The sequence below is a fragment of the Halovenus salina genome (assembly GCF_026410925.1).
GTDB classification, from domain to species: Archaea; Halobacteriota; Halobacteria; order Halobacteriales; family Haloarculaceae; genus Halovenus; species Halovenus salina.
The window spans coordinates 1,919,028-1,941,699 of record NZ_CP112972.1; the positions used below are offsets into that span (position 1 = coordinate 1,919,028).

20 protein-coding genes are annotated in these 22,672 nt (G+C 63.1%); 5 read left to right on the forward strand and 15 right to left on the reverse strand.

Features of this window, described 5'->3' with window-relative positions:
- Positions 1–49 precede the first annotated feature (49 nt).
- Complete coding sequence (locus OSC37_RS09635; protein WP_267161260.1) at positions 50–1,885, forward strand: ABC transporter substrate-binding protein; 1,836 nt, start codon at positions 50–52, stop codon at positions 1,883–1,885.
- On the opposite strand, the gene OSC37_RS09640 is transcribed toward OSC37_RS09635, so the two are convergent.
- From OSC37_RS09640 to OSC37_RS09685, 10 genes are all read right to left on the reverse strand, one after another.
- Positions 1,875–3,128 (reverse strand): adenosylhomocysteinase, encoded by a 1,254-nt coding sequence (locus OSC37_RS09640; protein WP_267161261.1) that lies wholly within the window; start codon positions 3,126–3,128, stop codon positions 1,875–1,877. The genes OSC37_RS09635 and OSC37_RS09640 overlap by 11 nt on opposite strands.
- 108 nt (positions 3,129–3,236) lie before the next feature.
- On the reverse strand, positions 3,237–3,704 hold the full coding sequence (locus OSC37_RS09645; protein WP_267161262.1) for a hypothetical protein: 468 nt from the start codon (positions 3,702–3,704) through the stop codon (positions 3,237–3,239).
- Positions 3,697–3,978, reverse strand: coding sequence for an AbrB/MazE/SpoVT family DNA-binding domain-containing protein (locus tag OSC37_RS09650; RefSeq protein ID WP_267161263.1), 282 nt, complete (start codon positions 3,976–3,978; stop codon positions 3,697–3,699). The genes OSC37_RS09645 and OSC37_RS09650 overlap by 8 nt, the downstream gene beginning before the upstream one ends.
- A 53-nt stretch (positions 3,979–4,031) precedes the next feature.
- On the reverse strand, positions 4,032–5,369 hold the full coding sequence (locus tag OSC37_RS09655) for an ABC transporter ATP-binding protein (protein WP_267161264.1): 1,338 nt from the start codon (positions 5,367–5,369) through the stop codon (positions 4,032–4,034).
- Complete coding sequence (locus tag OSC37_RS09660) at positions 5,362–6,519, reverse strand: ABC transporter ATP-binding protein (protein ID WP_267161265.1); 1,158 nt, start codon at positions 6,517–6,519, stop codon at positions 5,362–5,364. The genes OSC37_RS09655 and OSC37_RS09660 overlap by 8 nt, the downstream gene beginning before the upstream one ends.
- Positions 6,516–8,204 (reverse strand): ABC transporter permease, encoded by a 1,689-nt coding sequence (locus OSC37_RS09665; RefSeq protein ID WP_267161266.1) that lies wholly within the window; start codon positions 8,202–8,204, stop codon positions 6,516–6,518. The genes OSC37_RS09660 and OSC37_RS09665 overlap by 4 nt, the downstream gene beginning before the upstream one ends.
- Positions 8,205–8,206: 2 nt before the next feature.
- A complete protein-coding gene (locus OSC37_RS09670) occupies positions 8,207–9,226 on the reverse strand; it encodes an ABC transporter permease (protein ID WP_267161267.1) in 1,020 nt (339 codons plus the stop codon).
- 114 nt (positions 9,227–9,340) lie between these two features.
- Entirely contained in the window at positions 9,341–9,808 is a 468-nt protein-coding gene (locus OSC37_RS09675) for a DUF7529 family protein (protein WP_267161268.1), read from the reverse strand.
- Positions 9,809–9,854: 46 nt separating this feature from the next.
- On the reverse strand, positions 9,855–10,715 hold the full coding sequence (locus OSC37_RS09680; protein ID WP_267161269.1) for an NAD-dependent epimerase/dehydratase family protein: 861 nt from the start codon (positions 10,713–10,715) through the stop codon (positions 9,855–9,857).
- 37 nt (positions 10,716–10,752) lie between these two features.
- Positions 10,753–11,991 carry an adenosylhomocysteinase gene (locus tag OSC37_RS09685; RefSeq protein WP_267161270.1) on the reverse strand — a complete coding sequence of 413 codons (1,239 nt, stop codon included), beginning with the start codon at positions 11,989–11,991 and terminating at the stop codon, positions 10,753–10,755.
- Between the two features lie 129 nt (positions 11,992–12,120).
- Here OSC37_RS09685 and OSC37_RS09690 point away from each other — a divergent pair, with 129 nt between their 5' ends.
- The 3 genes from OSC37_RS09690 to OSC37_RS09700 all read left to right on the forward strand — a co-directional run bounded on the left by OSC37_RS09690 (position 12,121) and on the right by OSC37_RS09700 (position 13,676).
- The gene (locus OSC37_RS09690; protein WP_267161271.1) at positions 12,121–12,336 is read left to right on the forward strand and encodes a DUF8027 family protein; all 216 of its coding nucleotides are present in this window, start codon (positions 12,121–12,123) and stop codon (positions 12,334–12,336) included.
- Between the two features lie 66 nt (positions 12,337–12,402).
- Entirely contained in the window at positions 12,403–13,017 is a 615-nt protein-coding gene (locus tag OSC37_RS09695; protein WP_267161272.1) for a hypothetical protein, read from the forward strand.
- Complete coding sequence (locus OSC37_RS09700) at positions 13,014–13,676, forward strand: DUF2238 domain-containing protein (RefSeq protein WP_267161273.1); 663 nt, start codon at positions 13,014–13,016, stop codon at positions 13,674–13,676. Before OSC37_RS09695 ends, OSC37_RS09700 begins: the two co-directional genes overlap by 4 nt.
- Here the strand turns inward: OSC37_RS09700 and OSC37_RS09705 are convergent.
- Complete coding sequence (locus OSC37_RS09705; RefSeq protein WP_267161274.1) at positions 13,673–14,059, reverse strand: PaaI family thioesterase; 387 nt, start codon at positions 14,057–14,059, stop codon at positions 13,673–13,675. The two genes, OSC37_RS09700 and OSC37_RS09705, sit on opposite strands and share 4 nt — an antisense overlap.
- Positions 14,060–14,582: 523 nt before the next feature.
- Positions 14,583–15,761 (reverse strand): ISH3 family transposase, encoded by a 1,179-nt coding sequence (locus OSC37_RS09710; protein ID WP_267161275.1) that lies wholly within the window; start codon positions 15,759–15,761, stop codon positions 14,583–14,585.
- 865 nt (positions 15,762–16,626) lie between these two features.
- Here OSC37_RS09710 and OSC37_RS09715 point away from each other — a divergent pair.
- Positions 16,627–17,721 carry an NADH:flavin oxidoreductase/NADH oxidase gene (locus OSC37_RS09715; RefSeq protein WP_267161276.1) on the forward strand — a complete coding sequence of 365 codons (1,095 nt, stop codon included), beginning with the start codon at positions 16,627–16,629 and terminating at the stop codon, positions 17,719–17,721.
- A gap of 24 nt (positions 17,722–17,745) precedes the next feature.
- Here the strand turns inward: OSC37_RS09715 and OSC37_RS09720 are convergent, their stop codons facing one another.
- From OSC37_RS09720 to OSC37_RS09730, 3 genes are all read right to left on the reverse strand, one after another.
- Positions 17,746–19,425: a sensor histidine kinase gene (locus OSC37_RS09720; protein WP_267161277.1), complete on the reverse strand. Its 1,680-nt coding sequence runs from the start codon at positions 19,423–19,425 to the stop codon at positions 17,746–17,748.
- A 70-nt stretch (positions 19,426–19,495) separates the two neighbouring features.
- Entirely contained in the window at positions 19,496–21,469 is a 1,974-nt protein-coding gene (locus tag OSC37_RS09725) for a beta-propeller domain-containing protein (protein ID WP_267161278.1), read from the reverse strand.
- Positions 21,470–21,541: 72 nt separating this feature from the next.
- Positions 21,542–22,663 (reverse strand): pyridoxal phosphate-dependent aminotransferase, encoded by a 1,122-nt coding sequence (locus tag OSC37_RS09730; protein ID WP_267161279.1) that lies wholly within the window; start codon positions 22,661–22,663, stop codon positions 21,542–21,544.
- Between the last annotated feature and the right edge of the window lie 9 nt (positions 22,664–22,672).

A 22,672-nucleotide genomic window follows, 5' to 3' on the forward strand; every position in this document is an offset into this window, starting at 1 on the left:
TGGAAATTAATGAGAAGTATTATATTGCGACCCACCATTAATATCTCGCATGTCACCAGACATCGACCGACGGAAGTTTCTCACCGGGGTAGGATCCGTGGCGACGGCTGCACTTGCTGGGTGTAGCGGCAGTGACGAGGACCCAGTTGAAGACAACGACGGAAGTGATGATACTGACGGTAGTGACGGCAGTGATGGAAGCGACGGAAGCGACACCCAGGGGGGACAGGTCCAACTGGTCCAGATTCCCCAGGAGACGACCGACCCGATTGGTATCTCGGGGCCGATAAACGCCTGGACGAACTGGCAGGTCCACGAGCAGCTGTTCACCTACGAAGACGGTACACCGCCTGTTACCAGCTCACTCGCAGAGGATTACACGGTCTCTGACGACTACCTGACTTACCAGTTCACGCTCAAGGAGGGTGTGACCTTCCATAACGGCGAGGAGATGACCGCCTCGGACGTGGTCTACTCCTGGCGGCGTCTCGCCGAATCCGAGAACAACCGCGGCCAGTCCGACCGCATCGTCCGGGGTCCGATGTCGGTCGAACACGAGGTCAACGACGACGAGGAGACCGTTCCGAACTCGCTGGCGCTCGAAGCGGTCGACGAGTACACGGTCGAGATGACGCTCGAAACGCCGTTCCACGGCACGCTCGGCAACCTCGCCGACCCGCGGCTCTCGGTGGTTCCCGAGGGCATCGTCGGCGATATCGAAGGCTACGACGGCGAGTACGAGTACGATGTGTGGGTCTCCGAGCACCTCCACGGGACGGGTCCGTTCCAGTTTGACACCTGGAACCGGGGGAGCGAGATTCTCCTCGAACGGTTCGATGACTACCACGGCTCCGTCGCCGACGTCGACGGTGTCAGGCTCCAGATTCTCGGCGACCCGAACGCAGTCTACACCAGCGCGGTCAACGAGCAGAACATCGACATCTTCGACCTGCCACAGTCCCAGTTCGACCCCAACCTCCTCAGCGTCGACGAGGACCTCGGCGGCGACCGCCGACAGGGGAGCTACGGCCCAGTCTCGGACGACGAGACGCTCAACTACGGCGAGACGAGCCTACCACGCACCCAGTACGCGATATTCAACACCCAACGCGTCGAGAAGCCGGCTCGGGAAGCGATTGCGTACCTCGTCAACCAGGAGACGATTACCCAGACAGCCCTCCGCGGGCAGGGAGAACCGGCCTATCTGCTGACGCCGCCAAGCGGTTTCCCCGGCGGGCCAGAGGCCTACAACGAACTCGCCGAAAACGAGTACCCCTACGGCTACGCCCAGTCCGACATCGAGTCCGCCCGGCAGGTCATGGAAGAGGCCGGCTACAGCGAGGACAACATGTACGAGACGACCATCCAGCACCCCTCGGACAGACAGGCCTCCGCGTGGACCGCAATCGCGAGCCTCCTTCAGGACCAGGCCGAGGCGGCACACATCGACATCAGTGTCGAGGAGGCTCCCTCTTCGACCCTGACCAATCGGGCGCTCGAGGGCGATATCACAATCTACCTGGTCTGGAACGCGCTGAACTGGCTTGAAGCCGACGCGATGTTGCGCTTTGCGTACCCGAACCAGTACGCCTGGTCACGGTGGGGTGCCGAGGCGGACTTCGAGTACGAGCAGCTGTCGGACGCGGCACAGCAGGCAACCGACGCCTGGGAGAACTACGAACAACACCAGACGCCCTCGGATGACGACCAGCAGGCACGTAACGAGGCCTATCTCGACATCGAGCGCGCGAACTGGGAGGACATGACGATGCTGCCGCTGTGGCATCCAATCGAAGAAATGTACTGGTACGACTGGGTCGAAGGCTTCGAGATGCACGGCTCACAGCGCCGGCCCGCTCTTAACAACGTCTCGCTCAACCGCTAGAACCGGGGCTATCGCTGCTTTCGTGGGCGGCCCACTGTTCGCGGTAGGCACGCTGTGTCTCCGGTATCTCGTCGATATCGACCCCGATAGCCGCCAGCTTCTCGTGAGCGACCTCGCGGTCGATATCCTCCGGCAGCGGGTGGAGTCCCGGTGACAGTTCGACACCTTCGGCAAAGGCCGCTAGCCCGCGGCTCATCAGCGCGAACGTGTTGTCCATCACCGCAGTCGGATTCCCGTTGCTATTGGGCGCGGCGAGGTTCACCACCTGTCCCTCGGTGAGTAGCGTCACTTCCCGGCCGTCGGGGAACTGGTATTCGGCGATGCCGGGCTCTGGCTGGTGTACCTCGTTTGCCAGTTCGTCGAACGCCTCTGTGTCGATTTCGATGATGCTACCGATGGAGGCGACCACCGCACCATCGGCGAGGCGCTCGATGTGTTCCGCCCGGAGTATCCCGAAGCGACCCGTTGCGGTCACCACGAGGTCCGCCTCGGTCACTGCCTCGTCCATCGGTCGGACTTCGTGCCCGTCGGCGACGGCTTCCAGCGCCTTCCGGGGGTCGGCCTCGGTGACAATTGTCTGTGCGCCGAGTGCCCGGAGCTTGCGGGCGAAGCCACGGCCACACCGGCCGTAGCCGGCGACCACCGCCACCGAGCCAGCCACCAGCAGGTCCGTCAGCGACGTGATTGCCGACAGCGAACTCTCGGCGGTCCCGTGGACGTTGTCGAAGTGCTGTTTCATCGGCGTGCCGTTGACATCGTAGACGGGGAAGGCGAGAACATCTTGCTCGTCCATCGCCTGCAGACGGGTGATGCCGCCGGTTGTCTGTTCGCAGGCACCCCAAATGCTCTCGGCTACGCCGGGAAACTCCTCGTGGGCGAGGCTCATCAGGTACGCGCCGTCGTCGGCTAACAGGTCCGGCTCGGCCGCCAGCAGCTCCCGCCGGGCGTCCGCTATCTCTGTCTCGGACATCCCGACGGTCGTCAGCGGCGTCACTCCGGGGTGGTCGTTGAGCCACGCGAGTACGTCTTCGTGTGCGCTCCCGAGTTCGGCGGTGACGAGCACCTCTGCGCCGCCGGTCACAAGCGTGTCGAGAAACAGTCCTGTGTGTGGCGTCAGCGGTGCCGACACCCCCACCGTGAGCCCGTCGAACGGGGTCGTCTCGGCGAACTCCTCGGCGCAGGCGTCCAACAGCGGAGCACGCTTCCGAACGGACGCAATCGAGTGCGTCTCGGTGTCGTTCATGCTCGTACCCCGAATTGGACGGACAAAACGCTTTGCGTATCGACGGAGTGTCGGAACAATCAGGAAGCCGCGACTGGCTGAACCCGGGGACGGTGCGAACGGGAGGCGCTAGCGTTCGAGAAACCTGTTCAGCTCGGCAAACTCCGCAGGCGAGAGAATTACCTCGGTCTCGAACGCATCAAACTGGTCGAAGTCGTCGTCGATCGTCAACACGGTGTTGACTCCCTCGTCTATGGCTACCTGTGCGTAATACCCGTCCCATCCGTCGATATTTCCCTCACTCGCCCGAGAAAGGCCACCCCGAACGATATCTGCAGGCATCTCGTCGTACCAGTGGATTCGATTCGCGTCCATGAAATTCTGGAGGAGTCGGGAGGCGTCTGCGTTTGAATACCCGTAATGCGTCGTGAGGACAGTGTGGGCACCGAACAGCGCAGGGTACGGTACGACGGCATCAATCTCCCCGGCGATGGCGTCTCGGACGTACGAGAGTGCAGCGTCGCGAACCGGGGCGGCGGTGTGTGCCAGCGCAATCACCCCGACATCGAACAGATACGGACCGCGGTCGTCACTCATCGCTATCTTTCCCTGCACCCCTTTCAACAACTTCCCTGTGCCGTTTGGCTGGACTGGCCTCGTCGGAAAGGGGGGTCGTCTCGCCGCGGTTTGAGGACGCTTCGCTCACGAGTTGGTCCATTTTATCGAGAACCTCGTCGGGGCCGTTCTCCGGCTCGACGACTGCTTTCCCGTCCTCTTCGTGAACGTCTACCTCTGTCCCCGGCGTAATTCCGAGTCGCTCCCGCACCTCCTGCGGGAGGACAATCCGCCCCTTCGAATCTACCTTCGGCATATTCCCACATCTAGTGGGAATTAATATAACTGTTCTGTCTGTGGTGTTCCGGCCTATCTGGGAAGGTACTTCTCGGCGTCGAGGTACTCGCCGGGCTCTCTGTACTCCTCGCGGTGGCGGTGACAGCGACTCGACTGCCCGTCGCCGACCGCGTGCTGTTCGGGCGGCTCGTGCTCACAGACGGTACTGAACGTCTCGTCGAGAACCGCTCGCGCTTCGGTCACGTCGCCGCCCTCGACCAGCTCCGTCGCCTGATTCAGCGTCGATTCGACCGACTCTGGGTAGGTCAGCGAGCCGAACAGCTCCTCGTTGACCTCTCGAATCGGCGTGAACTCCGTCCCCATTCCGAGGCGCTGTTTGGCCCGCTGGAGCGTCGTGGCGGTGGCCCGCTCGCGCTCGCGAATCACGCGCCGGAACTCCGCGATTGCGGCCCACTGCTCGTCGTCGAGATTCTCGTGCTCTGGCTGGCGAATCTTGAACGGACACCGGGTCGAGAAGACACAGCCCGACGGTGGGTCCCGCGGGTTCGGCGGCGTGCCACGGAGCGTAATCCGGTCGGCACCGACGTCGGGGTCTGGCTGTGGAATTGCCGACAAAAGTGACCGCGTGTAGGGGTTTTGCGGGGCGGTGAACAGCCGCTCGGTCGGCCCGACCTCCATGAGCTTCCCGAGGTACATGACGCCCACCCGGTCGCAGATGTGCCGGACCACAGAGAGGTCGTGGGCGATGAGCATGTAGGTGAGCCCGAACTCCTCCTGGAGGTCAGAGAGGAGGTTGAGAATCTTCGCCTGGACGGAGACGTCGAGTGCGCTGACAGGTTCGTCGAGGACGAGAAACTCCGGCTCCAGGGCGAGCGCGCGGGCGATACCGATGCGCTGGCGCTGGCCGCCGGAGAACTGGTGGGGGTAGCGGTGGTAGTGTTCCGGCCGGAGGCCGACCCGGTCGAGCAGCTCTTGGACGCGCTCGCGACGCCTCGCCGCGCTCTCCCAGTTGTGAACTTCCAGGGGTTCGCGGACGATCTCCCCGACAGTCATCCGCTCGTTGATGCTCGACATCGGGTTCTGGTAGACCATCTGGGCGTCGCGTCGCCACTCCTTGAGGCCGCGCCGACCCAGCGTGGTCACGTCGGTGCCGTCGAAGGAGACACGCCCGTCGTCGACATCTTCGAGCTGGAGGATGCTCCGACCGAGCGTCGTCTTCCCACAGCCGCTCTCGCCGACGATGCCGAACGTCTCGCCGCGGCCGATTTCGAAGGAGACACCGTCGACAGCCTTGACGGGCTTGCCGCCGACGAACTTCTCGCTCTCGTAGTAGGTCCGCAGCCCGTCGACGGTGAGGTGGGGCTCGCCGGCTGTGCGCCTGGAGTCGTCTGCTGTCGTGCTGTCACTCATCGTTTTCCCTGCTGTGGTGTCGGTCGAGACGCCCGGCGAGGCCGTCGTCTTCGGGGTAGAGCAGACAGGCCGCGGTGTGGTCCTCGCCGACGGCGACGTGTTCAGGATGGATCGCCTCACACTCCTCGAAGGCCTCGGGACACCGCGGCGCGTACCGGCAGTACGTCGCGGCCTCGTTCGGCGTCGGGACGCTGCCGTCGATGGTCGGCAGCCGGTCAACCTCGCCGGTCAGCCCAGGGATGCTCTGGAGCAAGCCGCGGGTGTAGGGGTGTTTGGGGTCGTCGAACAGTCGGCTCACCGACGCCCGCTCGACGATTTCGCCGGCGTACATCACGGCCACGTCGTCGGCGACCTGCGCGATGACGCCCATGTCGTGTGTGATGAAGACGATAGAGAGCCCGCGCTCGCGCTGGAGGCGCTCTAACAGTTCAAGAATCTGTGCCTGAATCGTCACGTCGAGCGCCGTCGTCGGCTCGTCACAGAGCAACACCGATGGGTCACAAGCCAGCGCCAGCGCAATGACTGCCCGCTGTTGCATCCCGCCGGAGAACTGGTGGGGATACTCGTCGAGGCGGCGCTTCGGGTCGGGGATGCCGACGCTTTCGAGCAACTCGGCGGCTCGCTCAGTCGCCTCGCTCCCGCTCAGTCCCTGGTGGATGCCCAGCAGCTCTGTGATCTGGTTGCCGACGGTGTAGACGGGGTTGAGGCTGCTGAGTGCGTCCTGGAAGACCATCGCAATCTCGCCGCCTCTCACCGAGCGGACGACACTCTGTGGCGCGGCGACGAGGTCGACCGAGCCCCGCTCGACCGTAATCGAATCGCCGCCGCCCCCGCCGTCGTCGACGGTGACGAAGCCGTCGCCGTCCTCGCCCCAGCGGACCTCGTCGGGATAGTCGCGCGCAATCCGCTGGACGAACGCCGGGTCGTGGTACCGGATTTCGCTGTCGGGGTGTATCTCTCCTGGCTGGTCGACCAGGCCGAGTATCGACCGGGCGGTGACGCTCTTGCCGGAGCCGCTTTCGCCGACGATGCCCAGCGTCTGTTTCGAGGGAACCTCGAAGGAGACGCCGTCGACCGCCCGGACGGTTTCCTGGTCGGTGGTGAACGTCGTCCGGAGGTTCTCGACCGACAGCAGTGGCTCTTCGCTCATACGCCACCACCCCTGGATTCGGTTTCACTTGCGTCGGCGACGCTGCTGTCACTCTGTGGGTCGACGGCATCTCTGAGCGCGTCACCGACGGCGTTGAATCCCATGACAACGAGTGTCACCATCACACCCGGAATCAGCGAGATGTGCCAGGACTCGGTCGCGACGAACTCCCGGCCGAGGTCGACCGCCCGGCCCCACTCCGGCGTCGGCGAGGTGATACCCAGTCCGAGAAAGGAGAGCCCGGCGACCGCCAGGATGACACCGCCCAGCACCAGCGAGCTGTAGATGAGCAGATAGCCAAGCAGGTACGGTAGCATGTGCAACCGCATGATTCCGGTCGCCGACTGGCCGTAGCTCCGGGCGGCGTCGACCCAGTCCTCCTCTGCAATCTGGAGTGTCGGCCCACGGAAGGCCCGCCAGAGGAACGGCCACCCGGTCGCCGCGAGCACTAGCGCCAGCAAGACGCCGCCGTTGTACAGCCCCCCGAGCCAGGTATCGCCCAGCAGGACCGTCAGCAGTATCAACAACAACAGCCGCGGGACGCCCATGATAGTGTCGCCGGTGACGACGAGTATCAGGTCGGCGATTCCGCGGTAGTACGCAGAGATGAGCGCGAAGACCGTCGCGAGCAGCGCGCTGGCACCGACACTCAACAGTCCGATAAGGAGCGACACGCGCGCACCGTGGACGAGGAACGTAAAGAGGTCTTTTCCGTTGGTCAGCGTGCCGAAGGGATGGAACCGGTCGAAGCGGTCGTAGGTCATCGGGGCGACGTTCTCGCCGGGATACCCCTGTGACCGGGTCTGGAGGTTCGCGTTCCCGACGAGGGCCTCGGTGACCTCGCCGAGGTTGGCGTCGTAGTAGCTGATGCTGTTCGAAAAGGGCGCGTAGATGTTCTGGTCGGCGGGGGCGGTTCCAAGCGCCGGGGCGAACGCGGCCATCGTCAGAAAGAGGAGGACGACGACCATCCCGAACTGCCCCCAGCGGTGGTACCGGAGCCGACCAATCACGTCGTCACGGGGCGTCCAGTCGGCCTGTCGGTAGTGGCGGCGGTACCGTCCATAGCCCGACCAGAGCCAGCCCAGCCAGGCCACGACGTAGAGGTGGACGACGAGCACACGCAGCCCCCACGCGAGCGCCGACGAAAGCCCGAGGAACGTCCCGTGCCAGGTGCCGTCGGGCGTCTGGTACCCCTGATTGGGTATCGTCTCGCGGGCGGTCAGCGTCGGCAGGTCGCTGAGCCATGCGAAGCCAGACCGGAGCAGGTCACCGAGCGCGTGGACGATATCGATTGCGCCGGTCACGACCACGAGCCCGCAGACGGCACCGAGACAGAGCCCGAAGATGAAGCCGTCGAGCAGCTTCTGGGAGCGTAGCGGAACGCGGTCGCTGACACGCAAGACGACCGTGGTACGGGTCGCGGTCGCGATTGCTAGCCCAACCAGCCAGAGGCCAACGAGGAGGCCGACAGCCGTGATGAGCGCGGTCGTCCCGCCGGTGGTGAGACCATCCGCGAGGCCGCCGTAGCCCGCGCCGACTGCTGTAACGATTGCGTCGCCGATGTTGAGCACACCTGACGCGATGCGGCCGAGTTCGACCGCGACGAGCAGGCCGACGCCAACCAGCCAGACGACGGCAGGCCGTGGGTTCGCCCGAACGCGTTCGGTGAGTGGTGTGTATTCCATGGTTATCGCCCTCCGTAGCCGACTCGTGGGTCAATCAGCAGATACAGCAGATCCTGGATGATGTTCATCAGGACGACGACGACGATGAAGACAAACACCAGCGCGGTCACCAACGGCAGGTCCCCGTTCTGTGCCGCCTGGAAGAACAGCCAGCCGATGCCGTTGATACCGAAGACGACCTCGACGATGACCGAGCCGCCGATGAGCAGAAACGCCTCGTTCGTAATCGTCGGCACCAGCGGCACGAACGCGTTCCGCAGGATGTGTTTCCACACCAGCGAGCGCCGCGAGACGCCGTTTGCCTTGGCCGTCTCGACGTAACTCGAGTTTATCGTTTCGAGGACGGCGGTCCGGGCGATGCGGAGCTCGCTCCCCATCGACGCCGACCCGAGCACCACCGCGGCCGGCAGCACCTTCTTCGTCGCGGTGATGAATCCGTTCACGGAAGTCAGATTCGACAGGTCCGGCGTCCCGGTGACCGATGTCTCGGCCAGAAACGAGTTCCAGTCGAAGCCAATGAGCGCCTCCGACTGCGAGAGGACCGCGAGCAGGATAATCGCGAGCCAGAAGTTCGGCATCGCCCGCCAGATGATGCCGAACATCGAGATGAGATAGTCTGTCGCGCTGTTCGAGTGGAGGCCGGCATACACGCCCAGCGGGATACCGACAAAAATCGGAATCAGGACCGCCCAGAAGACAATCCACATTGTTCGCGGGCCGTAGATGACCAGCAGGTCGACGACGTCGGTTCCCGGTGCCAGCACCCACGACTGGCCGAGGTCGAAGGTGAAGAAATTAATCATGTACTCCCGGTAGTGCTCGTGGACGGGTTGTTCGAGCCCCAACTGCTCACGAATCTGGTAGTATTCTGCCTGTGAGGCCTCAGTCGCGGCTTCACCGACGATTGCTGCCGCGGGGTCGATTGGTCCGAACCGGAGAATCACGAAGGTGAGTGTCGCGCCGAAGTACAACACCGGAATCGACAGCGCCAGCCGGCGGAGAAAGTATCGCAGTCGACTCATTTCGCTGTCGCCCCCTGACGTGGCCGCCGCCGAGCAAGTCTGTCTTCGTGCACGTGGTCTGTGTCTACGGTCCGTGGCCGTCTACTTAGTGGCTTCGGAGCCGTCAGAAACGTCTCATTCCGCCGGAAAGAACGGCTCGGGGTCGGCGTGCTCGAACGAACCCAGGTGGGTGCCGTCGACTCTGAGGAGGTGCGTGTAGGTCCGCCCGGACTCCTCGGCGTGCTCCTGGCACGTCCCGAGCTCGCTCCGGTCGAGCGCGCCGGCGACCAGTATCGCCGTCTCGGTCGCCGGGTCGAGCACGACCGTCAGCAAGAAGAGATGACTCGGCGTCGCCGCCCGGTAGACCTCCGTTCGGGGGAACCCATCGGAGTCGAACAGCTCGGCGAACCTGTCGGCCGCGTCGCCGGGGACGACGTAGCTGTAGCCGTGGTGGTCGGTCTGCCCCTCTTCGGGGCCAACCGGCGCGGCGTCGCCGGCCGCCATCGACAGCGTCTCCCAGCCGTCTTCGTCGAACTCCGCGGCCATCGCGTCCATCTCGTCGAGGAGCTTGACCCACCCCTCGTTTGTCGCGTCGTCTGTCACGGCTAAAGTCTCGTGAGCCACGCCCAAAAGCAATGCGTTGGTGTCCTCATTCGCTGCGATGCTGCCAGGACCACGCTGGCTCCCAGCCGAGCAGCCGGCTCGCTTTCGCCGTTGAGTACGCTGACGAGTCGCCCTCAACCGCGAACTCCGCGGGGGTGTCGCCGTACTGTTTCTCGAACAGCTCTCGGAGCGGGCGACCGAGCGCGTTGTCCGTGGCGACGCAGTTGAACGCCTCGTGGCCGTCGAATGCCCCGTTACGGACGCCCGCCAGCGCGGCCTCGACGAGGTCCACCACGTCTCGAACGTCGATGTACGACCAGTAGTTGCCGGCTCCGGCCGCGAGGTCCTCGACGTAGTCGGGGTCACGACAGGGGTACTCCTCGGGGAGCTGAATCCAGGACGGGCGAATCGACGCCACGCGAATCCCCTCTCGCCGGGCGACCGTCTTTGCAATCTCTTCGGTGACCACCTTTGAGAGTCCGTACGGGTCCTCGGGCCGCCGTGGGTGGGATTCAGTGATTGGCACCGCATCCGGTAGCGGCGTCTCCTCGGCGAAAAAGAAGCCGTACGCGCCGTCGGAGGAGGCCTGGACGACGGGTGCGTCGACGCGGCCGGCGGCGGTCACGACGTTGTAGGCCGCCAGCGTGTTGTTCCGGTAGAGGTCAACGCCGGCGTGGGTTCCTGCGACCGGAACTGCCGCCCAGTGGACGACTGCGTCCGGGTCGACCGCGGTGACGACATCGAAGACTGCGCCGGCGTCGGTCAGGTCCAGCCGGCGGTAGTCGACGCCGTCGATGCCATCGTCGGGGAGGCGTCTGTCGAGACAGGTCACCTCATGTGCCGCTGCGAGTCGGTCGAGAATCCACCGGCCCGATTCACCTAATCCCCCCGTGACGAGAATATCCATACCGATACTTGGAGCGGGGCCGGCCAAAAGCTGGCGGTCAGAAGCTGCTGTCGGGGTGTTCCCACTCGTCGGCGTACGCCTGCTGGCGCTCGGTCAGCCCTTCGGTCGAGAGGCCGAGCGTGTCGAGTTTCCGGTCTGCCACTGCACGGTCGAGCCGGTCGGGGATGTTGTACAGCCCCGGCTCCAGGTCGACTCCGTCGGCGAGCATGTCGTAGGCGGCGACGACCATCATTGCGAAGGTGGTGTCCATCACCTCGGCCGGGTGGCCCTGGCTGTAGGGGCCGGTCAGGTTGACGAGCCGTCCGTCCGCGAGCAGATTCAGCTCGCGGCCGTCGGGAAGGTGATAGCGGGTGATACCCTCCTTGGGCGTCGTCGTCTCCTCGGCCATTCCTTCGAGTGCACCGACGTCGATTTCCACGTCGAAGTGGCCGGCGTTGGAGATGATTGCGCCGTCGGGCATCCGCTCAAAGTGTCGTTCCCGGATGACGTCGCGGTTGCCCGTCGACGTGATGAACAGCTCGCCAGCTTCGGCGGCCTCGTCCATATCCATCACGCGGTGGCCGTCCATATGCGCTTCCAGGGCCTTCCGGGGGTCGGCCTCGGTGACGATGGTCTGTGCGCCCATCCCTCGGGCTTTGCGGGCGATGCCACGGCCACAGTAGCCGTAGCCACAGACCACCACGTCCCGGCCCGAGACCAGCGAGTTCGTCGTGATGGCGATGTTCGTGAGCGCGGATTCGCCGGTCCCGTGGACGTTGTCGAAGAAGTGTTTCATCGGCGTGTCGTTGACGCCATAGACAGGGAACGAAAGCACGCCCTCCTCGTCCATCGCTTCGAGACGCGTGATGCCGGCGGTGGTCTGCTCGCCGCCGCCGATGACGGTTTCGGCCACCTCGGGGTGGTCGGCGTGGACCTTGGCAATGAGTTCACAGCCGTCGTCGAGGATGAAATCGGGCTCGTGTTTGAGCAGGTCGTGCTGTGCCTCGTCGAACTCCGCGTCTGTCATCCCTTCCCAGGCGAAGGCGGTGATACCGTCGTGCTTGTCGAGTGCGTCGACGACGTCGCCGTGGGTGCTCTGGGGTTCACTCGGCGCGAACAGCACCTCGGCACCCGCGGCGTGAAGTGTCTCGATTGCGACGCCGGTCTTTGCCTCCAGATGTGAGGCAAAGGCGACGGTGTACCCCGACAGCGGCTTGGTCTGGCTGTACTCTTCCCGGAGCGATTCGAGTACCGGCGTGTGGTCGCGCGCCCACGTGAGTGGGTCTGTTGCCGTCATACCTGAGACAACGATGGAATTTCAATAAGCGCTGTGGTCGCCCCCCTCGGCTGTCGACGAACCGTCATGTTCTCCTCTAATATTTGGTAGACATTAACACTCATGATGCTGGAGTCTGTATGCGTCGATATGGTCATCCCAGGCTACGACCCACAAGACCTCGACGACATGCTGGAATCGCACGTCGACACAGCCGAGGTGGAAGCGCTTCTAACCGACAGCGAGCTGGCGTCGTACCGAAACGGCAGCGAGGCGCTCATTGACCTGCTCGACAGCGAGGATTTACACGCGCTGGCCGAGACCAACGACCTCCCGATGGACGTGCCCGAAAGCCACGCCGAGTGAGTCACACCGCGGCAACGGCATCGACTGTCCCCGAACAGTCTTGAGGTTCGGCGTCGATGGTGGAGTATGGCAGAGCTGTCACCACAGGATTTGCTGGCTGACAGGCGGACCAACGCGGTCGTCGCCTGGCTGTTCGTCGTCTTTCTCGGGGCTGTCGTCGTCGAGAGCGTCCTCGACGGCGACCTCCCGTGGGCGCTGTTCGTCCTCGGCATTGTCGCCTGCTGTATCGTGCCGCCGGTCGCCTTCCGTGACCCGGAGACGATGCTCCCCTGGGAGGTCGTCGCGCTGGCCGGGCTCCCGACGTTCGGGCAGGCGGTTACGCCCGCGCTGATTCCTGGCGAGTTGCTGGTGTACGTCTCCGTGGCGGCGCTTGCCCTGGTCGTCGCGGTCGAACTCGACCTGTTCACTGACGTCCGGATGACAATCGGATTCGCCATCGCGTTTGTCGTCGTCGTCACACTCGCAGCAGCAGGCGTTGGCGCGGTCGTCCGCTGGCGGGTGGACCTGTTGTTCGACACGGCGCTGTTGCTCGAACCGGGGGTGAGCGACCAGGTTATCCACGACGACCTGATGGTCGAGTTCATATACTCCGCGGTGGCGGGACTCGCCGCCGGTGTCATCTTCCAGCTGTACTTCCGTCGCCCCGCGATGGACGACCGGATTGTGGAGGGTGACCAATGAGACTCCGGGACCGCCTCGGTCTCTCGGAACAACGCCAGCGTCAACTCAGCCGGGGGATGCAGCTGACGCTGTTTGGACTGCTCTTTATTGCACTCGAACGCCAGGAACCGGCGCTCCTCGTTACCGTCGGAATCGGCCTCTCGGTGACATTTCTCCCGGCGATACTCGAACGCGACCACGAGATTCCGATGGACGCGGGGCTGACGCTGTGGATTACCGCTGCCGCTTTCCTCCATACCTTCGGCGTCGTCGGTATTCCTGGTACCGGCAACTCACTCTACGGGGCCATCCCAATCTATGACAACATCACCCACGCACTCTCGGCGTCGGTCGTCGCGGGTGTCGGCTACGCCGCAGTCCGGGCCTTCGACGAGCATTCGGAGGGTATCCACCTCCCGCCGCGGTTCATGTTTGTGTTCATCCTCGTGTTCGTCGTCGCCTTCGGCGTTGTCTGGGAAATTCTGGAGTTCAGCATCGCCCAGGCAGCGGCCGCGCTCGGCTCCGAGACGACGGGCTTCTCCCAGCACGGCCTCGACGACACGCTGCTCGACCTCGTCTTCGATGCGCTGGGCGGCGTCATCGTCGCCATCTGGGGGGCCGCCCACCTCACGGCCGTCTCCGACGCCGTCTGGGAGCGTCTGCGCGGCGTCGAGAGCTAGCCCGTCTTGTAGACGCCGCGGGCGTCGGCGAGCAGGGTGTCGTCTGCGGCAGCGAACACCTCGACGTCGACTGTCCCGACGTCATCGCCGCACCGAACCACGTCGGCCTCTGCGTAGATGTCGCCCGTTGCGGCGCTGAGGTAGTCGATTCGCATGTCGATTGTCGGCACCGGCTGGTCGACGACCGAGACCAGTGCCGCCCCGCCGACGGTATCGGCGAGCGTGAACGTCACGCCGCCGTGGGCCATGAGCTGGTCCTCGTTCCAGGAAAGATCCTCGTCCACCTCGAGATGACCCTCGGCGTGGCCGTCAGCGACCTCGGTGACCTCGACTCCCAGTAGCTGTGCAAACGGCATCCCCTCGAAGAATGCTTCGACATCCATACCGCGGGCTATCACTGCTGTCCACATAAACGTGTGCGCTTTCTGTCTTGGCCCCCGTTACACAGTAACGGGGGCCAAGACGAAGGTTTAATTGTAGTACCCCTGCTATGCTAACATGAGCAGGTGACACGGAGGTCGATGATCCCTCCCTGAAGGGGTATGAGCCCTCCAGTGTTGCCTGGTAGGTTCTACACTTGGGCAGACTACCGACTAGCAAACCGTAGCTCATCAACAGAGGTCACGGCTTGTTGAAGACCCCCCTTCCTGTAATGACGTGCCCAAGAATAAGCTGCGATGTCTGCCAACTGTCGGTACTTCACGAACGAGTCGACACAGCGTGATCTGAACGCCACAAACGAATCACTTTCTGTATGATTTTGGGGGAGATTCTCGCAACCACTGTGAAAGAACGGACGGCAGAAACGAGCTACCACACCAAACGGACGAGAACAGGCAATTTTACGCCGGTGCTGCAGAGAGCTGTCGCTGACGGATCCTCGGACAGGCCGTGGGCTGACCGCGGTCAGCCCGCGGCTGCCACCGAGCCGTACGTCTCAGGAACACCCACACCGTTCGCCTCGACGTACCAGCGTCGCTCTAACTCGTCTTCGAGTTCGTTCCGAATCCAGTCACAGAACGTCTTGAACGTGAACTCCTCCGGGAGGTCGCGCCCGCCCCGCCGCGGGCGGGCGACGACCGCCCATCGGAGCACGAGCCACAGATTCTCCAGCAGTGCCGCGACGAGCATTATCGCAAATCGCACGACGGGATCACGCGTTGTCGTGATCCCTCGTGCTTGCCGAAGCAACCGGTAACTCGTCTCGATGCCTGAGCGTTTCCTGTAGAGGCGTTCGACTTTCTTCGGTGACTTTTCAGCAACGCCACAGGCGACGTAGCCCCGAACAACCTCTCCGTGTTTGCCACGGTCGCCATTCTGGTAGGAGACTGCGACCGCGAGCGGGATCTGAAGCTCCCGCTCGCTGTCCTTGTACATGCGATAGGTCGTCATGTACGACTTGTGTACGTCGAGTTTGTCCTTCATGCGCTCACCTTTCTTGGGAACGTGAACGACCGTTGCAGCGATCTCACGGGAACGGCGGATGACGCGTTCGTTGTAGAACCCGCTGTCGGCAAGCAGGAGGTCGATTTCGAAGGGATAGTTCTCGACGCGGGCGAGCACGCGCTCGACCGCGTCGGCCTCGTCTTCGTCGTTGCGGACGTACGTCATCGCCAGCGTCACTGGCTTTTCGTTGGAAACGATGTACGCCGTACAGTATCGGTGACACGTTGTGGTCCCATCTTTGGGGGACATTGAACAGAGTTCGCCTTCATCGGCGTAGTGATCGCCGTGGTAGGGGTTATCGATAAAGTCGATGGAGACGATTCTCGACCGGTCAGCGTCGAGAATCGTCATAGCTAGGCGAGCGAGTAGGAGGTTAGCGACGAATTCGAGCCACTGCCGATTGAGTGTATGTAGCCACGTCAAGACGGTGTCGTCGCATGGTGTTCCGTCGGTGTCCTTGCAGGTTTCCCAAATCGAGGTCTGATTGGTGCAGGCCAAAATGACGACGAGCCAGATATCGCCGGGGTCGAGGGGGCTCCCCTCGACACCCGGCAACGGGAGTGGAGTGATGACCTCTTCCGCTACGTCTTTTACCTCCGACGCCGAAAGATAACCGTCTGGATTGGGGAGCTTGAACACATCCTAATCCAGACACTTTCTCGTGGTCAAATCAACGATTCAATCTAACCGATTACGCTGTTCGTGAAGTACCGACTGTAAACCAGGAACCTTCGTGCTATCTCGTAACTCAAAGTTGACGGGGTGATCAAGAAGGTCAATACCAGAGAGTAGCTCGTCAACCTCCTCAGAAGGGTTCTTCCAGGTGTCTGAGTCCAGTACAATAGTCACCTCGGTAAACGTGTCATGAGCGACAATCTGGTTATGCAGTAATGGGTTTATTGCTGATATCAACGATAGACTCTGCAGTTTCTGTGCGCAATCTAACTGGGAATCGAAACTGTTCCCGATAATTTCCAAGGCTAAATCGGTGTGTAACTGCTTGATAGAGTACCGTAAAGGACATGCAGTCTCCCACGGTGGACGGGCTTGTTTGATTGTGTTATCATCATATGCGAACTGTTCAATACACGGAACGACGTGGTTTAGAATGTCTGTCGGCAATCGGGAACCCTTTAATTCAGAAGCCTGAAAATTCTCTAGCTTCTGATTCACGGTCGTTAGTAGCTGACCAACCGTCGATTGCCCAACCTTGTGAAGGTTAGACTGGTCAGAGAGACACCAACACGCTGCAACAGTATAGTACGAACCACGTGAACAGTTGCCGCTTTCGTCCACAAATAGATAGAGATGATCAGTCATTCGCTATCTGTTATTGCTTAAGGATTTAATTCGGGCTTAAAATAATGTTCTGTTGCAGAGTTGTATTCTCAAAAGTAACTATATTCTTGATGTTTTCCGAGCATCGATTGGATATTCCTTGCTATCAAATGATTCAGATTTTCCTTTTCGCCCCTGTTTTTGTTCTCTAATCCCAATTAGCTCCATGAGCAGCCTGTTTTCAAAACTCTCGCTGCGCGAGACGACAGCACCCAACCGAATCATGGTCTCGCCCATGTGTCAGTACTCCTGTGAGGGCCGCGACGGGCACGCGACCGACTGGCATCAGGTCCATCTCGGGTCGCGGGCGGTCGGCGGCGCGGGCATCGTCATGACCGAGGCCACTGCAGTCGAAGCCAGGGGGCGCATCTCGCCGGAGGATTTGGGCATCTGGGACGACGCCCACGTCGAGTCGCTGCGACGCCTCACCGACTTTATCAGCTCACAGGGCTCGATTCCGGCGATTCAGCTCGCCCACGCCGGCTGGAAGGGGTCGACCGTTCGCCCGCGCGACGGCCACGACACCATCCCCGCCGACGAAGACGGCGGCTGGACCGTCGCCGGGCCGACGACGGACTCGTTCCCCTACGACCGCCCGGAGCCGGCCATCGAACCGCTGGACAGCGAGGGCATCGACGGGGTCATCGAGGCATTCGGCCGCGCGGCCGAACGGGCAGTCGAAGCGGGCTTCGAGGTCGTCGAGGTACACGCGGCCCACGGTTACCTGCTCCACGAGTTCCTCTCGCCGGTCACCAACACCCGCGAGGACGACTACGGCGGCGACTTCGAGGGCCGAACACGGCTTACCCGCGAGGTGACCGCCGAGGTGCGCGAACGCGTGCCCGACGGGATTCCGGTCTTCGTACGCATCTCGGCGACCGACTGGCTGCCCGAGCCCTCCTGGACCGTCGAGGAGTCGGCCCGCCTGGCCGACTGCCTGGCCGAACTCGGCGCAGACCTCGTCGACGTGAGTAGCGGCGGCATCAGCCCGAACTCGTATCCTGACTACCAGGGACCGAACTACCAGCTCCCGCTGGCCGAACAAATCAAGAACGACACCGAGACGGACATCGCCGTCGGCGCTGTCGGGGCAGTCACGACGCCAGAACAGGCCGAGGCAATCGTCGCCAACGACCGAGCGGATCTCGTCATCGTCGGCCGGGAACACCTCCGGGACCCCTACTTCGGACTGCGTGCGGCCGCCGCTCTCGGGGCGGATGTCGACGGGCCACCACAGTACCGCGGCATCGTCCAGGATTGAGCTAGAGTGGCCCGTCTCGGACGGTCAGTCGCCGTCTGAAACGGCGCGGTCGAAGCGCATCTCGACGGTCGTTCCCTCGTCGACGGTGATGTCGAGCGTCCCGCCCGAGCGCTCGACCAGCCACTTTATCAGCCAGAGACCGGTTCCGCTGCCGTGTGAGAGAGCGGTCTCCTCGTCGCGTTCGACCACCTCTCGCTCGGTTTCGGGGACTCCGGGGCCGTCGTCGACGACTCTCACGAGCACGTCCGTCTCTCTGTTTTCGACGGTCATCACGACCCGTTCTCCCTCGTCGGTGTGTTCGACCGCGTTGACCAGTGCCTCCCGGATTGCGGCGTCTATTCCCTCGATTGCGACGATATCGGCCGACTTAGGTACGTCGTGTTCAATACGAGCGTCGGGATACTGGTCGCGGAGGTCCGCAACGATGACCCGAGTCAGCCGGGCAACGTCGACGGTCGTTCGCTCGCTCTCGCCGCCGATGAGTTCTTCGAGCTCTCGCACCTTGGTGCCACTGGCCGTCAACGACTCGCCGGCGTCCACTATCCGCTCGGCGAGTGAGCGAACCTGTGGGTCCTCTGTGGCTCGTTCGATGGTCTGTGCGTTCCCGATGATGATGCTCATGTCGTTCCGGAGGTTATGACGCAACAGCCGGTTCGTTACCTGGAGCCGCTGGCGGTCGGTTTTCCGGTCGGTGATGTCCCGGAGAACGAGCGCGTGCCCGACGACGCTGTCGTGAACGTCGGTAATCGGTGTTGCTCTGACCTCCAACGTGCGGTTGTTCGGTGTGTCGACCTCGACGGCTCGCTCCGTCCCGTCGAGGTCGATTGCCGACAGGGCCGGTATCTCTCCGACCGCCTGCCCGGTGAGGTCGTCGGTCCCGAGTACCGAAGCCGCTGCCGGATTACATTCGATGGCAATATCGTCCTCATCCGTGACGACGACCGCATCCTGAATCGCCTCGACGGCGGCCTCCTGGCCGACCGCCGCGGTCGGCGCGAGTGCCTCGAAGAGGTTCCCACGGAAGATAGTAAAGGCAAACAGTATCCCCGTTACCGGGAACGTCAGCGGCGTGAGGTCGATACCTGGGGCTGAGAACCCCAGTGCCGAAATTAGATATCCTACGGCCGGCATGAACGACCCGAGCAACAGCGCGGCCGCCTGGTCGGTGTACATGTCTCGGTGTCGAACGACCATCCGGACGAGCAGTGCCGTCGCGACTGCAATCAGGAGATAGGAGTAGATGTTGAAAACCAACTGCCAGACGCCGTTCTCGTATCTGAGTATCGTCACGGCTCCGAGGTCCTCGACCAACGGGTCGGACCACAGCAGGTCGTGCATCGAGGATGTCCAGGCCAGGACGACAGTCGCCGTTGGGACCGAGGCAAGCGCGCCGACGGTCCACCGGTTTGTCCACGCCATGATTCCGCTGTATTCCAGGGCGAAAAGCAGCCAGAAGACCGGGACGAACCCGCTCCCCATCCAGTTCAGACGAAGCCAGACGAGCCGAATTCCGAGGTCGTGGGTGAGCAGCCCCAGCCCATAGAAGCCGGCCCACGCTGCCATTCCGATCAGCAGGCCGGTCAGCGGCGTTGCGCCAGGCTCTGTTCGGTTCCGCCAGGTGTAGGTCGCAATTGCCAGCGAGAACAGCGCCGCCACGAACAGAAGTGGCACGTAGGCCACCAGCTGTGCCGAGGCCGTGGCCATTGTTAGCTAATCGAGCCACCTGTTAAAGAATCTACTGATAACCGAGATGCCCCTCAGACGAGGCCAACGGTCACCGAGAGTCGAGCCGTTTCACGACCTCCCAGCTGGTTTCGTCGACGACGACGATTTCCTCGGGACCTAGCACGTAGAGGTAGTCGTCGACGTACATCGCCCGGACGCCAGGGCCGCCAACGGAGACGCTTATCTCCGCTTCGAGGGTGCCGTTCTCGTAGGAGAAGACGTAGCTCGATTCGCCAGCCGGGAGGAAGAAGACGCCGTGGCGCTCGTCTTGCAGGAATGCCCGGTGGTTCCGGTTGGCTTCCGAGAACCGCTCGTCTTCGAGGAGCTCAACGTCCTTCTCGACGGGGTTGCTCCGGTTACTTACGTCGAACGTCGACAGCTTCACTGAGCCGTCTTCCTCACCCACGCCGAGGATGAGGTCGCCCTCATCGGCGAGCGGGTGGAGGTAATGGGAGACGCCGGGAATCTTCAGTTCGCCCTCCATCTCCGGCTCCTCGGGGTCCGAGAGGTCGAGCGTGTAGAAGGGGTCTATCTGGCGGAACGTGACAACATACCCTTCCTCGCCCTCGAAGCGCACCGAGTAGATACGCTCGGTCTCGCCCAGCCCCGTCACGGAGCCGGTCACCGACAGTTCCTCGTCGAGCACGTAGACGTCGTTCTCGGATTCAGCACCGTGGACACGGGGAATCGTTGTCGCAATCCGGAGGTGGTCGTCGTGTTCGTCCAGCGACCACTGGTTCAGCGGATAGCCGGGCACCTCGCCGCTCGCGGTCACGTTCATCTCGTCGAGGCCGACTCTGACGATGCCGGTCGTCGACAGATTGCGCTTGTTGTCTTCGGCGTAGGTCGAGAGCTCGTCACTGAGATTTTGCTGTGCCTGCCGGCGCTCGTCGTCGAGGCCGCCGAGCCACTCCTCGATGATGACATCGAGTTCGGTCTGTTTCGCCCGCCTGGAGATGTCGAGGGCCTGGAGGTCCTCGATGTCATCGACGACGTCCTCGCTAACGACATCCCTTCCAGGGCCGGTAAGATAGCTCGTCATTAGCTCGAACCGACTGGTCGAGCGGGTGTAGCTGAGATAGAGCGCGCTCTCCGAGACGTAGGTTGCAGAGTGCCGTATCGAGCCGACGACGCTCGTCTCCTCTGTGAGTTCGCCCGTCGCGGGGTCGACCCGGGCGGCCGTGTAGACGGCGTCGGTGTCAGCCTGTGTGCTCGGCCGATAGACATCCGTACACGCGACCGACTCGTCGCCGTATGGTTCTATCGGACAGGGCTCGTCCTCGGGCCTGTCCACGAGAACCAGATACAGCGAGCCGTCATAGAGACGGGCAGTCTGCAGGTCGGCGTCCAGCTTCTCGTTCCAGCGCTGCTGGGGGTCGGCGGGGTCGGAGATGTCGTACCCCCAGATGCGACCCTCCTCGAAGACGACCAGGGTCTCGGTTTCCTCGACGAGCAACAGCTCGCCAGCCGCCGGGATGGTCGCCGCAATCTCTGGGTCGGCCGGGTCGTCGATATCGAGCACCGTCGTCTCCTCGGCGGCTCGCTGGAACCGGTGGCCGCCGTAGTAGACCGACTCGCCGTCGGTTTTCAGCACGTCCGGCTCGTCGAGGGACGCCTCCTGAACGTTCGTCTCGGAGACGCGGTCGGTCCCGCCGCCGTCGTCGCTGCCGTCACCGTCCGCACCGCCTTGCGGGGCGGCGGCGTCGCCGTCTTCCATCTCGATGTTGGTTGTCTCGACGCGCTCACGGAAGCCAAAGCGCGTGCGTTGCTGTGCTGTCTGGAAGTAGGACTCGAACGCCTCCGCGGACCCGAAGGTGTCGAGTTCCGGGTCGTCGGCGGCCCCGTCGACCCCGTCGGTAAGCGAAAGCTGACGGGAGTCGAAACCGTCGGTCCCGTCCGCCGTTCCGTCCGTGTCCGCTGTTCCGGGCGCGTCCACCAGCCCGAACGCGCCGACGACGAGCACAGCACCGACCAGCACCGTTGCGAGCAGCACGACCCCCTGACTGTTCGATTCGCGTGGCATATCTGTGATGACGTGGCCGACTCCTATAACCGCAACTTAGGCTCAAACAGCCGTTTGAGCCGACAGCGCCGCCTAGAAGAACTCGTCGAGTCGCTCGGCGGCCTCCTCGACGCGGGGTGAGACGAGCGCAAACCGCATCCACTCCGAGCGGGAGTCACCGAACGCCTCGCCGGGCATTCCAGCGACACCGGCTTCGTCGATGAGCCACTCGATGTTCTCCATCGTCCCGGGGGTCCCCGGGAACCGGGCCATGACGTAGAAACTCCCCTCGGGCTCGGTGTAGTCGGCCCCGGCGGCGTCGAGGGCAGAGGTAAAGCGGTCGATGCGCTCGACCATCCGCTCGCGGACCGCCTCGTAGTACTCGGGGCCGGTCTCGCGAAGCGCCTGTAACACGGCGGTCTGGGCGGGCCGTGAGATGGCGACGTTCGTCAGCATATGCCGAGTCCGGGCCGAATCGACGAGGTCGCCGTAGGGGCCGGGGCGGTCCTCCCGGGGGAAGATGGCGTAGCCGACCCGCCAGCCCGTAATCGCCATCGACTTCGAGAACGAGTTTGTGACGACACGGTTCGGTGAGTCGAAGGAGAGCGCGGACGTGAACCGTCCGGAGTAATCGAAGTGGTCGTACACCTCGTCGCTGACCAGCAGTGCGCCGTACTCCTCGGCAATCTCGACCAGCTCCTCGATGGTGTCGCCGTCGTAGGTGACGCCCATGGGGTTGTTCGGGGAGTTGACGACGATGACGGCGGTCTCTGTGCTCGCGCGTTCGCGAACCGCCGCCGGGTTGAGGTGACCGTCCGCCTCGACGGGCACGAACGTCTTCTCAGCGTCGAGCAGGCTCGTCCGCCCGTCGTAGTAGGGGTAGACTGGGTCGGTGAGGATGATTTCGTTGCCCTCCATCGCGTCGAGTCCCTCGGTCATGGCGAGGTGATTGGCCTCCCCCGCGCCGTTCGTGATGACGACCTGGGAGATATCGACACCCCGACGCTGTGCGATCTCCTCGCGGAGTTCGGGAAGCCCGACACTCGGGGGGTACTGGAACTCCTCGGGGCTGGCGTCGGCATACTCGTGGAGCCCATCCCGGAGTGCCTCGGGTGGCTCCCAGTCGGGGTTGCCACTGACCATGTCGATGACATCGCCGTCGGCCTCGCTGGCGTAGTTCATCACGTAGAAAAACGGTGGTGTATCGTCGTCCATACGACCACC

Excerpts from the sequence above, each read along its gene's own strand:
- OSC37_RS09645 (WP_267161262.1), bottom strand. The coding sequence starts at position 3,704 with ATGAGTGACGACCGCGGTCCGTATCTGTTCGATGTCGGGGTGATTGCG.
- OSC37_RS09680 (WP_267161269.1), bottom strand. The coding sequence starts at position 10,715 with ATGGATATTCTCGTCACGGGGGGATTAGGTGAATCGGGCCGGTGGATT.
- OSC37_RS09700 (WP_267161273.1), top strand. The coding sequence starts at position 13,014 with ATGAGACTCCGGGACCGCCTCGGTCTCTCGGAACAACGCCAGCGTCAA.
- OSC37_RS09730 (WP_267161279.1), bottom strand. The coding sequence starts at position 22,663 with ATGGACGACGATACACCACCGTTTTTCTACGTGATGAACTACGCCAGC.
- OSC37_RS09705 (WP_267161274.1), bottom strand. The coding sequence starts at position 14,059 with ATGGATGTCGAAGCATTCTTCGAGGGGATGCCGTTTGCACAGCTACTG.
- OSC37_RS09695 (WP_267161272.1), top strand. The coding sequence starts at position 12,403 with ATGGCAGAGCTGTCACCACAGGATTTGCTGGCTGACAGGCGGACCAAC.
- OSC37_RS09665 (WP_267161266.1), bottom strand. The coding sequence starts at position 8,204 with ATGGAATACACACCACTCACCGAACGCGTTCGGGCGAACCCACGGCCT.
- OSC37_RS09720 (WP_267161277.1), bottom strand. The coding sequence starts at position 19,425 with ATGGCCACGGCCTCGGCACAGCTGGTGGCCTACGTGCCACTTCTGTTC.
- OSC37_RS09635 (WP_267161260.1), top strand. The coding sequence starts at position 50 with ATGTCACCAGACATCGACCGACGGAAGTTTCTCACCGGGGTAGGATCC.
- OSC37_RS09715 (WP_267161276.1), top strand. The coding sequence starts at position 16,627 with ATGAGCAGCCTGTTTTCAAAACTCTCGCTGCGCGAGACGACAGCACCC.
- OSC37_RS09685 (WP_267161270.1), bottom strand. The coding sequence starts at position 11,991 with ATGACGGCAACAGACCCACTCACGTGGGCGCGCGACCACACGCCGGTA.
- OSC37_RS09655 (WP_267161264.1), bottom strand. The coding sequence starts at position 5,369 with ATGAGTGACAGCACGACAGCAGACGACTCCAGGCGCACAGCCGGCGAG.
- OSC37_RS09725 (WP_267161278.1), bottom strand. The coding sequence starts at position 21,469 with ATGCCACGCGAATCGAACAGTCAGGGGGTCGTGCTGCTCGCAACGGTG.
- OSC37_RS09660 (WP_267161265.1), bottom strand. The coding sequence starts at position 6,519 with ATGAGCGAAGAGCCACTGCTGTCGGTCGAGAACCTCCGGACGACGTTC.
- OSC37_RS09690 (WP_267161271.1), top strand. The coding sequence starts at position 12,121 with ATGGTCATCCCAGGCTACGACCCACAAGACCTCGACGACATGCTGGAA.
- OSC37_RS09670 (WP_267161267.1), bottom strand. The coding sequence starts at position 9,226 with ATGAGTCGACTGCGATACTTTCTCCGCCGGCTGGCGCTGTCGATTCCG.
- OSC37_RS09640 (WP_267161261.1), bottom strand. The coding sequence starts at position 3,128 with ATGAACGACACCGAGACGCACTCGATTGCGTCCGTTCGGAAGCGTGCT.
- OSC37_RS09650 (WP_267161263.1), bottom strand. The coding sequence starts at position 3,978 with ATGCCGAAGGTAGATTCGAAGGGGCGGATTGTCCTCCCGCAGGAGGTG.